The organism is Mycobacterium talmoniae (assembly GCF_001854525.1).
GTDB classification, from domain to species: Bacteria; Actinomycetota; Actinomycetes; order Mycobacteriales; family Mycobacteriaceae; genus Mycobacterium; species Mycobacterium talmoniae.
Window position 1 is genome coordinate 1 of the sequence record NZ_MLQM01000169.1, and the last position, 11,738, is coordinate 11,738.

7 protein-coding genes, 3 pseudogenes and 2 riboswitches are annotated in these 11,738 nt (G+C 70.2%); of the genes and pseudogenes, 1 reads left to right on the forward strand and 9 read right to left on the reverse strand.

Annotated features, from left to right (window positions below; all coding sequences use genetic code 11):
* The 9 genes and pseudogenes from BKN37_RS22155 to mycP form a co-directional block, all read right to left on the reverse strand.
* A pseudogene (locus tag BKN37_RS22155) lies at positions 1-131 on the reverse strand (WXG100 family type VII secretion target); the annotation flags it as partial.
* Between the two features lie 41 nt (positions 132-172).
* Positions 173-1,399, reverse strand: a complete 1,227-nt coding sequence (locus BKN37_RS22160) for a PPE family protein (protein WP_095407175.1) — start codon at positions 1,397-1,399, stop codon at positions 173-175.
* Between the two features lie 393 nt (positions 1,400-1,792).
* Positions 1,793-1,964: riboswitch (M-box (ykoK) riboswitch) on the reverse strand.
* 153 nt (positions 1,965-2,117) lie between these two features.
* A complete protein-coding gene (locus BKN37_RS22165; RefSeq protein WP_071029106.1) occupies positions 2,118-3,521 on the reverse strand; it encodes a PPE family protein in 1,404 nt (467 codons plus the stop codon).
* 37 nt (positions 3,522-3,558) lie between these two features.
* Positions 3,559-4,806, reverse strand: a complete 1,248-nt coding sequence (locus tag BKN37_RS22170; RefSeq protein WP_071029107.1) for a PPE family protein — start codon at positions 4,804-4,806, stop codon at positions 3,559-3,561.
* 331 nt (positions 4,807-5,137) lie between these two features.
* On the reverse strand, positions 5,138-6,373 hold the full coding sequence (locus BKN37_RS22175; RefSeq protein WP_095407176.1) for a PPE family protein: 1,236 nt from the start codon (positions 6,371-6,373) through the stop codon (positions 5,138-5,140).
* 19 nt (positions 6,374-6,392) lie between these two features.
* Positions 6,393-6,692: a PE family protein gene (locus BKN37_RS22180; protein WP_071029109.1), complete on the reverse strand. Its 300-nt coding sequence runs from the start codon at positions 6,690-6,692 to the stop codon at positions 6,393-6,395.
* A gap of 284 nt (positions 6,693-6,976) precedes the next feature.
* Positions 6,977-7,148, reverse strand: a riboswitch (M-box (ykoK) riboswitch).
* A gap of 255 nt (positions 7,149-7,403) precedes the next feature.
* Complete coding sequence (gene eccA / locus BKN37_RS22185) at positions 7,404-9,236, reverse strand: type VII secretion AAA-ATPase EccA (RefSeq protein WP_071029110.1); 1,833 nt, start codon at positions 9,234-9,236, stop codon at positions 7,404-7,406.
* Positions 9,233-10,396: a type VII secretion protein EccE gene (gene eccE / locus BKN37_RS22190; RefSeq protein ID WP_071029111.1), complete on the reverse strand. Its 1,164-nt coding sequence runs from the start codon at positions 10,394-10,396 to the stop codon at positions 9,233-9,235. Before eccE ends, eccA begins: the two co-directional genes overlap by 4 nt.
* Positions 10,393-11,580, reverse strand: a pseudogene (gene mycP, locus BKN37_RS22195) (type VII secretion-associated serine protease mycosin); the annotation flags it as partial. The gene eccE and the pseudogene mycP, both read right to left, overlap by 4 nt.
* Between mycP and BKN37_RS30000 the strand changes: the two are divergent.
* Positions 11,568-11,738: pseudogene (locus tag BKN37_RS30000) on the forward strand (thioesterase family protein); the annotation flags it as partial. The pseudogenes mycP and BKN37_RS30000 sit on opposite strands and share 13 nt — an antisense overlap.

Below are 11,738 nucleotides of genomic sequence, written 5' to 3' on the forward strand. Positions count from 1 at the left end.
CCAGCACCCGTAATGTTCATCGACGACGCCCACATCTTGCGGGCCTCATCCTCAACCGTCTGAGCGTGCACATCAAACCGGCCCGCCATCGCCCGCATCTGATGCGGATCCGTCATAAAACGCGTAGCCATCTCAAAATCTCCTTAACTCGTTGCTTGTCAACAGTTTTCGATTACCCGGCGGCCGGGGGTCGGGCGATCACGGTGGGCCGGAAGCCGTATTTGGGTGTCGCGTTGCCAAAGCCGTTGCCCAGCATCCCCGACATCGGCATCCCGGGCATGCCGGGCATCCCGCCCTCGGGGGCCGCGGTCATGGTGGTGCCGGCCAACGTGGTACCCACGGTGGTGTTGGACGCCGGCACCGCGGCCGCCCAGGCCTGCGGCACCGACAGGGTGGCCTTGACCGTCGCCGCTTGACCCATCCCGGCCGACACCAACGACCCCGATCCGCCCAGGCTGCCCGGCCCGACAAGGCCCATGCCCACCCCCGGCACCGCGGGCATCGCCATCGCCGGCGCGTCCAAACCGAGGTTGGCGCCGCTGGTGGCCGCGTGGATGGCGGCCAAATCCGCGCCGACCTGGGTGATCCCGGCCGGGGCCATCGGGCTGAACGAGCTGCTGAACAGGTTGGTGATCCCGTTCGACAGATCCGAGTTCGAAACGCCCAACCAGCCCAGGATGTTCGGGATCGTCTGCCCGCCGGAGGTCCCCGAGCTAGACGCGGTGGAGGCGGTGGATTGCAGCGGTGAAGCCAACTGCTGCAACGCGGTCGGCATCGCCGAGGTCAGCTGGGACAGCACCGACTGGGTCTGCGAACTGGCGGCGGTGCCGCTCGCTTGCGACACCGCCACACCCTGCTGGGCGGCCCCGGCGGCGTTGGTGGTCTGCGGCGCCGCCGTAAACGGGGTCACCTTCGTCGCACTCGCCGAGGAGCCCGCGTAGCCGTACATGGCCGCCGCGTCCTGGGCCCACATCTCGCCGTAATGCGCCTCGGTCGCCGCAATCGCCGGCGTGTTCAGACCCAGGAAGTTCGTCGCCACCAATGCCGCCAACTGGGCGCGATTGGCCGCCACCAACGCCGGCGGCACCGTGGCCGCGTACGCCGCCTCAAACGCCGCCGCCGCCGCGGCCGCCTGCGTGGCGGCCTGCTTGGCTTGCCCGGCAGTGGTGTTCATCCACGTCACATAGGGCATCGCCGCGGCGGTCATCGACGCCGACGCCGGACCCGACCACCCCTGATCGGTCAGCCCAGAAATCACCGCACCGTACGCCGAGGCCGCCGACCCCAACTCCGCGGCCAACCCATTCCACGCCGACGCCGCGGCCATCAACGGCCCCGACCCCGCGCCGGCATACATCCGCGCCGAATTCACCTCCGGCGGCAACGCACCAAAATCCATCAGCAAACCCCCTTGGTTACGGCCGAAGCCGGGCAGGCGTCCATGCGGGCCGGTAACGCGCGCCTCCGCGGAACTGCGTGTCCCAGAACGTCAGACATGGACTTTCTCCTCACAGCACAGCCCAACCCGGCGCGGCTCAGTCCGCTGTGGTGGGCGCGCGCCAAGACACCCGCCGGCGCAGTGCAGGCGTGTGTCAGGGAAGGAGGCGCAAGCCGATTCAGGAAGCGGAAGTGCAGCCGGGGCCGGATCGGAACGAAACGGTCATCGATTGCGGATAGGGACTATCTCCACTGGGACTCAATCTCGCTCTCACCTCCTCACGGCCAGGGCACACGGGGGTGCCGTCACGGTGCACACACGGGATGAGAGCACCCGAGGAAAACCCGCCCGGGCGCCGCACCCCTCTCGTCAGAGCTTTGGCACTACACGGCGTGATCCGGGAGTCCCGGAAGCCACTTGGGCTCAACCCTTAAGCCGGGAGGAGCTGTCCTGACCCGGGGCGTCTTTCGACGTTCGGGGTCAGTGGCCTGTGTCCGTGTAGACGCCTCACCTAGCGAGGTGCATACATCGGCCATCGTGGCATCAACTCGCACCCGAGTCAACCCGAACACGGCACCGACCGGCCAGCGCACCTGCGATTCGGCTCACAGATGCGCCAGCGCGCATGAATTTTGGCTTCCCGCAAGCACCTTCACAGTGCACACGCGACCTCATCTGGTTAGAACAGCCGGGAGCGTGGCGGTGTCATCCGGGGCGCGTCGGTTTTGGAGACATGCACCGCGTGGATCCCCGGCTTCTGCTGAAGTTCGGCCAGCAGCGCGTCGAGGTGTTCGGAGTCGGTGCGCCAGTGCTGCACACTTTCCGGGTTCTCCGCCATTTCGGCCACAACCCGTTGCAGATTCGGCGACGACTCCGTGTCTTTGAGGTCTTTGACGTCTTTGGTCGCGGCAGCGCGCAGCTTGCCGCCGCCACCCCCGGTCAGGGTGCGCGGAATCGCGGTGCCGAGCGCGCCCGCGGCCATAGCGGCCATGCCCGTTTCACCGAACAGGCTCATCTGGCTCACCGCGGCCGCGGGCACGGCGCCCTCCCCCGTGGACGACAGCACCGCCGCCACGGTCCGAATCGCCGGGGTGGCGGTCGCCCAGCTCGGCGGGGTCGACAACGCACCGACAAAACCGGACTCGCCCACGCTCGCCGACACCGCCGCCGAGGCGGCCGCCGGCAAGCCGGCCGTGGGAAGCGCGGGCCCCGCCGCGGAGCCGGCGCCGGCGCCGGCCACCCCGACGGCCACGTCGGACAGGCGCCGTCCCCCGATCACCAAACCCATGATGATGCTGATGAGGATGTCGTTCGCCGGCAGAATCGATTTCGGCAGCAGCTCCACATCGGCGGCCAGCGACGCCAACGGGGATGAATTGATGCTGCTGAGCAGATTCGTTAGCGACGAGACCGGGTCGGAGGCGGCGGCCGGGGCGGCGAGGCTTTGCAGCGCGCTCGGTGTGGTGGATGTCAACTGGGACAGCACCGACTGGGTGTTGGACGCGGCCGAGGACCCGACGGCCTGCGCGACCGCGGCGCCCTGACTGGCGCCGCCGGCCGGGTTGGTGTTGGGTGCGGGCGCGCTGAACGGCGTCACGGTGGCCGCGGCCGCGGATTGTCCGGCATAGCTGTACATCGCGGCGGAGTCCTGGGCCCACATGCTGGCGTATTGCGCCTCGGTGGCCGCGATCGCCGCGGTGTTCTGACCCATGATGTTGCTGGAAACCAGGGACGCCAGCTGCGCGCGGTTTGCGGCGATCACCGGCGGGGGAACCGTTGCGGCGAAAGCGGTTTCGTAGGCGGCCGCTGCCGCCCGAGCCTGGCTGGCGGTCTGCTCGGCTTGCGTTGCGGTGGTGGTCAGCCACGCCACATACGGTGCGGCCGCGGCCGCCATGCTCGCCGCGGACGGCCCCGTCCATGCCGCCGTCAGGCCCGAGATCGCCGACGAATACGACGCCGCGGAGGCGCGCAGTTCGGCCGCCAGGCCTTGCCAGGCCTCCGCGGCGGCCCGCAGCGACGCCGACCCGGGGCCGGCGTACATGCGTCCGGAGTTGATCTCCGGGGGTAGGGCTGCGAAATCCATTGCTAGGCTCCTTGATCGGCTACCAGCACACCGGCGGTCACTCGGCCTCGTGTATCACGAAGATGTTGGCGGTGGTCGCAAACTCTTTGCCCGCCGACGCGCTCGCGGCGCCCACGGTCCGAGCAGCGGAACCGCCGGTGCCGACCATGCCCCGCCCGGCCAGACCGGACAACGCCATGTTGCTCAGCATGCTGGACTGCCCCTCCTCCGCGAACGCCAGCGGAGCGGCACTCAGGTTGGTTTCGGGCAGCATCGCGGCGGCCGCTTTGATCGCCGGGGCGGACGACGCCCAGCTGGACGGCACGGACATGCCCGCGATCCGGCCCGCGCCGCCCAGGCCCGCCGATAGCTCGCTGAAGCCGGTTGAGCTGGCCGTGGCTGGCCCCATACCGAGGATGCCCGCCAGTGGTTCGCCGACCGCCGCCGCGGGCAGTGTGGACACCTTCTCGGCGGCGCTGGTCAGGTTGGCCGAGGCCTGCGGCAGCAGATAGCTCTGGATCCCGAGCAGATAAGGCACACCACCGATCGGGAACAGCGACGCCGGCGACAACGGCCCGGTGATGAAGCTGTTCAGCGCCGAGAGCAGCGACGGCGGATCGGCCGCCGCCGCAGGAGCCGCGGTGGTGGTGATGGGTGAGGCGAGGCTCTGCAACGACTGCGGCACCGTCGACAGCAATTGCGGCAAGGCCTGCGCGTGCCCACCGGCCGACGTGGCGGTGGCCTGGGCGACGGCGGCGGCTTGGCTGGTCCCGCCCGCCGGGGTGGTCGTCTGCGGAGGCTCGTTGAAGGGCGTGACCTGCGCGGCGGCCGCCGACGATCCGGCGTAGGCGTACATGGCGGCCGCGTCCTGGGCCCACATCTCGATGTAGTGCGCCTCGGTGGCCGCGATCGCCGGGGTGTTCTGCCCCAGAATGTTGGTCGCGATCAGCGACGCCAGCAGGCTGCGGTTGGCGGCGATCACCGGCGGGGGCACCGTCGCCGCGAAGGCCGCCTCATAGGCCGCCGCCGCCGCGGTGGCGCCCGCGGCGGTCTGTTCGGCTTGGGCCGCGGTGGTCGACATCCACGACACGTACGGCGCGGCCGCGGCCGCCATCGACACCGAGGACGGACCCGACCATGCCCCGCCGGTGAGCCCGGAGATCACCGAATCGTAGGCGGATGCCGTGGAGGCCAGTTCGGCGGCCAGCGCCTCCCAGGCCGCGGCCGCTCCGAGCAGGGGGCCCGGCCCGGGGCCGGCATACATCCGCCCGGAGTTGATTTCCGGCGGCAACGCTCCAAAATCCATGTCTTCGACCTCCGGGCTCAACGCGCGTGGTGTGCGGGCAGTGGCGCGTGTCCTTGCAACCGGGACGACGTGTCCGTTGGCACCACCGTTTCGGCCGCTGCCAGCCCCTGCGGCCATTGCCGACGCCGCGGGTCTCGGTGGTGCCACGCCACGACGACGTCACCGGTCGGGGTCACAACCGGCAATTCCTCGTCATCGTGCGTTCTCCTAACGTTCATCAAGCCTACGCAGACCCGGCTGTCATCCCGCTGGCCCGCAGCTGGGAATTTACTGGGAGGCAGCTGCACGCTAGCCGGGCATCTGCTGGCCGTTGCCCTGTGGGCGGCACCGGTCAGCCGGCGGCCGGGGGGCGGGCGATCACGGTGGGCCGGAAGCCGTATTTGGGGACCGCGTTGCCAAAGCCGTTGCCCAGCATCCCCGACATCGGCATCCCGGGCATCCCCGGCATGCCGGCCTCGGGGGCCGCCGTCATCGTGGTGCCGGTCAGCGCGGTGCCGACCGTGCTGCCGTTCGGCACGGCCGCGGCCCAGGCCTGCGGCACCGACAAGCCGCCGACCGAGGCGGCGTGGCCCAACCCCGCCGACATCATCGACCCGGGACCGCCCAGGGCGCCCAGGCTGCCCAGACCGGTGGGGCCGAACATGCCCATGCCGACGCCGGGCACCATCGCGGCCATGCCCGGAGCGTCCAGGCCCAGATTGGCGCCGGCGGTGGCCGCGCGGATGGCGGCCAGGTCGGCCCCGACCTGGGTGATGCCGGCCACCGACATCGGGCTGAACGAGCTGCTCGCCAGGTTGGTCGCCGCGTTCGTGATGTCTCCCGGCTGCAGCCCCAGCGGAGTACTGATCGCCGAGAGGACCGAGCCGGGCGTGGTGCCGGTGGTGGCGGCGGTCGTCGCACCGGACTGCAACGGTGAGGCCATCCCCTGCAGCGCGGTCGGTGTCGCCATGGTCAGCTGGGACAGCACCGACTGGGTCTGCGAGCCCGCCGCCATACCGGCCGCCTGGGACACCGCCGCACCCTGGCCGGCCACCCCGGCCGGGTTGGCGGTCTGCGGCGGCGGGGTGAACGGACTGACCTGCGCCGCCGCCGCCGACGCACCGGCGTACCCGTACATCGCCGCGGCGTCCTGGGCCCACATCTCGCCGTAATGCGCCTCGGTCGCCGCAATCGCCGGCGTGTTCAGACCCAAAAAGTTCGTCGCCACCAGCGTCGCCAACTGCGCCCGATTGGCCGCCACCAACGCCGGCGGCACCGTGGCCGCGTACGCCGCCTCGAACGCCGCTGCCGCCGCGGTGGCCTGCGTGGCGGCCTGCTTCGCCTGCCCGGCCATCGTCGTCATCCATCCCACATAGGGCATTGCCGCGGCAGCCATCGACGCCGACGCCGGACCCGACCACCCCTCACTGGTCAGCCCAGAAATCACCGCACCGTAGGCCGACGCCGCCGACCCCAACTCCGCGGCCAACCCATTCCACGCCGACGCCGCGGCCATCAACGGCCCCGCCCCCGCACCGGCATACATCCGCCCCGAATTCACCTCCGGCGGCAACGCACCAAAATCCATCACCACACCCCCAAACCGGTTACCCGGCCGCGACGGCGTTGGCGGCCTCGGTGGCCGCGTACGAACCGGCGCTGACGCCCAGCGTGTTGACGAACATTTCGTGGATCGCCGCCGCCTGGGCGCTGACCGCCTGGTACAGGGTGGCGTGCGCGGCGAACTGGGTCGCCGTCAGCGCCGAAACCTCGTCCGCGGCAGCGGGAATCAGCCCGGTGGTGGGGGCAGCGGCGGCCGCGTTCTGGGCGCTCAACGCGGAGCCGATGCTCTGCAGGTTGCCCGCCGCGGCGGTCAGCAGTTCTGGCTGGGTGGTCACAAACGACATGGTCTTCTCCTCCGGGAAGGATCCAGTCCGGCTGCCGCTCAGGAGAATCGGGCACGCGTCAAGACACGCATCCGCGGTGCGGAGGCGATGTGAATGAACGCGGCGCGGCTCGACTCAGCGGGCGAAGGTGCCGGGGCCGGATCGGTACGAAACGGTCATCGATTTCGGATATGGACTATCGCTGGGACTCAATCTCGCCCTCACCTCCTCACGGCCGGGGCACACGGGGGTGCCGTCGCGGTGCACACCAAGGGATGAGAGCACCCGACCGGACTCGCCCGGGCACCGCACCCCTCTCGTCAGAGCTTCGGCACTGCACGGCGTGATCCGGGAATCCCGGAAGCCACTTGGGCTCAACCCTTAAGCCGGGAAGAGCTGTCCTGACCCGGGGCGTCTTTCGACGTTCGGGGTCAGTGGCCTATTTCCGTGCAGACGCCTCACCTAGCGAGGTGCATGCAGCGCCATGGTGGCACCGATCACAGACGCCGGTCAACCCGACTTGCCGGCCATCGCCCGCCCAGCGGCCGCCGCACCGGCGGCTCGGCGCCCGGCGGCGTTGTCCGCGGCCCACCCTCGTAGGGCTTTGACCTGGCGTTTTACCGCCAACCGCGGGTCGGTATGGCCCCAGATGGGTGCCGGTTGTGGGCCTCCTGGGGGCTTTGTCCGAGTTTGCTGACGGGTTCCTGTGAGCTGGCTCACAGCCCCGCCGCTTTAGTCGGGGTTCTTCTCGGCCACCGCCGCGCTGAGGCCTTCGGCCAGGTCCTCGCGGGTCAGCTCCTTGAACCGGACCAGTTGGTCCTCGCTGAACTCGGTGAGGTCGCTGGCCAGCACCGCGTCCAGATCCTCGTCGTCGAGCCGGAAACTGCGGTGATCGCGGGCTTTTTCCACCACGTTGCGGACGAATCCGGCGTTGCCCAGCACGTCAATGCCGCGGATCAGGTCACCGTCGGCGGAGATGTTCTCGTCGTTGTAGAACTTGGTGTAGGACGGCAGCAGCACCTCGACCGCCTCGTCGGTGATGACATCCTCGTTTTCGGTGCCCATCAGCTGGGTCAGTGCGATCAATTCCGGTGGGGTGTAGCTGAAGAACTCGATCACCGTCGAAAACCGCCGCCGCAGACCCTGGTTCACTTCCAGCATCTTCTCCATCGCCTTGGCGTACCCGGCGCCGAACACCACCAGTTCGTCGCGATGGTTCTCCATGTACAGCAACAAGGTGTTGATGATCGCGTTGCCGTAGGCGTCGCCTTGCTGATAGCCGGCCTCGTGCAGGTTGTGCATCTCGTCGAAGAAGACCGCCCCGCCCAGGGCCTGCTCGAGCATCTCCTCGGTGTTCTTCTCCGCGTCGGCCATATAGCGACCCAGCAGCTTGGAGCGGCTGGTCTCCACCACCAGCGGCTTGCGCAGCACGGTCAACCCGCACAGCTGTTTGGCGAACGCCCGGGCCACCGTCGTCTTGCCGGTGCCCGGCGGACCCAGTAACAGCGTGTGCCGCGAGCTGACCGGCACCGGCAGGCCCATCTTTTCGCGGGCCAGATTCACCTTCGTCGTGGACTTGATCAGCTTGATTTCCCGCTTGGCGGCCGCCATGCCCAGCATCGCGTTGAGCTCGGCGTCGCCTTCGGCCAGGTACTTCTTGGCCTCTTCGGCGTGCCGGGCGGCTTCGGTCTGCGCGCGGGTCGGTGCGCTGTCCGGATCCCACGGATCCGTGCGCGCCTCAATGGTTTCCGGGTCGGTCAGCACCAGCCGGTAGTCGGGATTGTCCAGCGCTTCGCGGGCCGGGGCGAACTTGGCGTCGCGCGAATACACCTGGCGCAGCGCCTCGGTGGCCTCGTCGTCGCGGCCCAGGTGCCGCAGGCACATGCCCTTGGTGTACGTCGCGACGTTGGCGGCGGCGGGCACCAGGTCCCCGGCGGTGGCCTCCTCGGCCCGGCGGCAGGCCTCCTCGAAGACGCCCAGGGAGGCCAGCGCCGTGGTCGCCATCGCCGCGGCGGCCGCCCGCAATTCGGGGTACCGCCACTGTTTGGCGGGCGGAAACTGGGTGAGCACATCGGGCCAGCGGCCGGTCCGGAAGTACAGCACGCCGCGCACGTAGTTGACCACCTCGGCGTCAAACGGTGACCGCGGGTCCACACCGTCCAGCAGCTGCGCGGCCTCCGCGTAGCGCTTCTCCTCGGTCAGCGCGGCGGCATAGCCGGCGGCCAGGGTGTCCACGCTGGTGATCGCCAACCGCAGGAACAGGCCGTCGGACGCCTCGGGACGAAATTCCACGTCGCTGAGCCCCAGCCGGCGGGTTTCCCACCCGAAGGTCCGCACCGCCGCCCACGCCCCGGCAAGCACGTCGACGCCCTGCTCCCCGGCCAGGATCCGGGCCAGCCACCCGTCACACATGCCCGGGTCGATCGTGGTGGCCGTGGTGAACATCTGTTTGGCCACTTGCGGATTGCGGCTGGGCTGCAACCCGTTGACCGAGATCCCCGACGCCAACAGGCCGGCCACCATGGCGTTGCGCGCGTCGACCGTGGCCATCTGCGGGCTGCTCATGTGCGGGCTCCCACCTCCACTCTCGGCGGCGGCGCCGGGCTCAGCGGGACCGCCAAGTCTTCATCTTCACGCAAGTCCCGGCCCGGCACCACCAGCGGCGACCGCACCGCCGGGGCCGGCAAGCTGGCCGACACCGCCACCAGCTGGCGGCCGGTGAGCCGGTTCAGCCCCGCCCACACCTCTTTACGCAGCCGCCCGCTGCTGTGATAGCGCACCCAGGCCGACACCTCGGTGCCGCCGCGACGCGGGATGAGCCGAACGGTCACCACCGTGGCGGTGGTGTCGGAGTCCCACAGCTGGTCCAGCGTCTCCGAGGTGATGTCGGACGGCGACACCCAGAAGCTGGTGACAAACTCCTTGTCCCCTTCGGGCTGTTTGTGTTTGAGCCGACGCCGACGCGGACGGATGTGCTCGGGCTGCAGACCCGCCAACACCGCGACATCGACGTCGGCGATCTCGGCCGCGGTCACCGGTCGCGCCGCGCACTGCGCGCCGTCGATCTCGGCCGCGAGCCGCTCGGTGGCCGCGGCCAGGGTGGACGCCACCGAATCCCGGGCCGCCACCGCGGCGACGTTGTGTTGCGGATCCATCCGCAACACCAGCCAGGTGTGGCGCTGATCAACCGATCTGGGTTCCTCGCCGAATCCGGTGTCGACGGCGACCGGTACACCCACCGAGACGATGTCGATCCCCTCGAGCCGCACATCGAACTGGCGCAGTGCGGCGGCCACCGGCCCGACCGGCACGGTCGCCGCCCCCGGCTGGCCGTGCCGCCCGACGCGCCGGTCGGGCCGGCCCGTCACGGCGATCACCGAGACGAGTTGGCCCTGGTGTTCCCGGATTCCGACCGGGTCCTGGCCAAACCGGCGCCGGTGATCGAGCCCGGGTGAGCGCCCGGCGGCCAGCGTGGCCTGCGGGTCAACGAACCGGTCCAGCACCCGCGCCGCCGCCGCCGAGGCCAGCGGTGTGCGCCGATAGGTGACCACGGCGACGATCAACACCAGCACCGCGATCCCGACCCCGACCCACCAGGCGTAGGTGGCGGTCCGCGCCGAGCCGGGCCAGTGCCGGGCCAGCACCAGCACCGCGACATCGATCAGGAAAACGACGGTCAGCCGCGGCCACGAGAGGTTGAGCCCCACCGCGCGTTGCGCTTTCATTTCTGTCCCGCCGATCGCCGCAGCATCTTGGCCGCGGCCAACGCGACCCCGGCCCCGATCAGCAGGACCGCAAGCCCCGCGCCGGCCACCCACACCGGCGTCATGTTGCGCTCCGGGGGCGGTGGCGGCAGTTTCAGCGGAGCCGACAGCCGTTCCGGGGGTTTCGCCGGACCGTTGGGCACATCCCAGGTCAGCGCCGCCACCGGATCGACAATGCCGTAGCCCACCTGGTTGTCCACCCCGCGGGCCGGGGGCCGGGCGGTGTGAATCAAGCGGTTCCGGATCTGGTAGGACGACAGCTCCGGGAATTTCGCCCGGACCAGCGCCGCCACCCCGGACACCAGCGCCGCCGAGAAGCTGGTGCCGCTGGGGACCAACAACGAATTGTCCGGTCCGTCAACGGCGTTCATCAGGCCGTCGTCGCGGGGGGACAGCCCCTCGATGTCGGTGCCCGGTGCGGCAAGCGACACCCACGGCCCGGCCACACTGGACTTGTCCAGCGGTGCCCCGTTGGAGTCCACCGCGCCGACGGTCAGCACGAATTCGTCGAACCAGGACGGCGTCACCACCGTCGTCACCCCGCCCCAGTCGCGGGGATCGTTGGGCCGCAACGGATCATAGACCGGGTTTTGTTTGCAGTCGCGCTTGCTGGTGTCGCCGGCCGCGGCCACGATGACCGCGTCCCGCTCCACCGCGGCGTAGCGCACCGCCGCCCCCAGGTCGGGCTGGTCGATGATGCTGCGTGCACTCATGCACATCACGTCGGAAATATTGATCACCTGAGCGCCCATGTTGGCGGCGTGCACGATTGCGCGCGCCATGGTCCGAATGCTGTCGGCCTTTTGCCGTGATTGCGGGTCGCCCTCGTCGACGAAGGGATCCTTGGGGCCGAACGCCTGGCTTGACTGACGGATCGAGATCACCTCCACGTCGGGGGCCACTCCAGAAAACGCGTCGCCGGGCGGGCCCGGCGGGGGTGCGCTGGGGTAACCGGCGGTCACCACGTGCCCGCCGCCGGCGCGGCTCGGCATGGTGATGGTGCCGCTGGCCCCGTGCGCCCCCGGGCCGGGAGGCTGCCCTGGCCCCTGGCCCGGCGCGGGTTCCTCGCCTTCGCGCGGCGGCGGCGGCGCGACGGTCACCGTCTCGGGCGGCCGGGTGATGATCGTGGTCTGCGGCGGCGGCGGGGGTGGTGGCCGCGCAGCAAAACGGCCGCGACTGCATCAGCATGACGGTGCTGGCCGATGTCCCCACTGCCGACGTCATCCGCCACCACCAGCCGCGTCCCGCGGTGGCCGCCCCCGCCGAGGCCAACGCCTGCGAGATGCCGATGATCGGACGCGAA

Bases quoted from the DNA above. Each gene is read 5' to 3' on its own strand.
- BKN37_RS22160 (WP_095407175.1), bottom strand. From the start codon at position 1,399: ATGGATTTTGGTGCGTTGCCGCCGGAGGTGAATTCGGCGCGGATGTAT.
- BKN37_RS22165 (WP_071029106.1), bottom strand. From the start codon at position 3,521: ATGGATTTCGCAGCCCTACCCCCGGAGATCAACTCCGGACGCATGTAC.
- BKN37_RS22170 (WP_071029107.1), bottom strand. From the start codon at position 4,806: ATGGATTTTGGAGCGTTGCCGCCGGAAATCAACTCCGGGCGGATGTAT.
- BKN37_RS22175 (WP_095407176.1), bottom strand. From the start codon at position 6,373: ATGGATTTTGGTGCGTTGCCGCCGGAGGTGAATTCGGGGCGGATGTAT.
- BKN37_RS22180 (WP_071029109.1), bottom strand. From the start codon at position 6,692: ATGTCGTTTGTGACCACCCAGCCAGAACTGCTGACCGCCGCGGCGGGC.
- eccA (WP_071029110.1), bottom strand. From the start codon at position 9,236: ATGAGCAGCCCGCAGATGGCCACGGTCGACGCGCGCAACGCCATGGTG.
- eccE (WP_071029111.1), bottom strand. From the start codon at position 10,396: ATGAAAGCGCAACGCGCGGTGGGGCTCAACCTCTCGTGGCCGCGGCTG.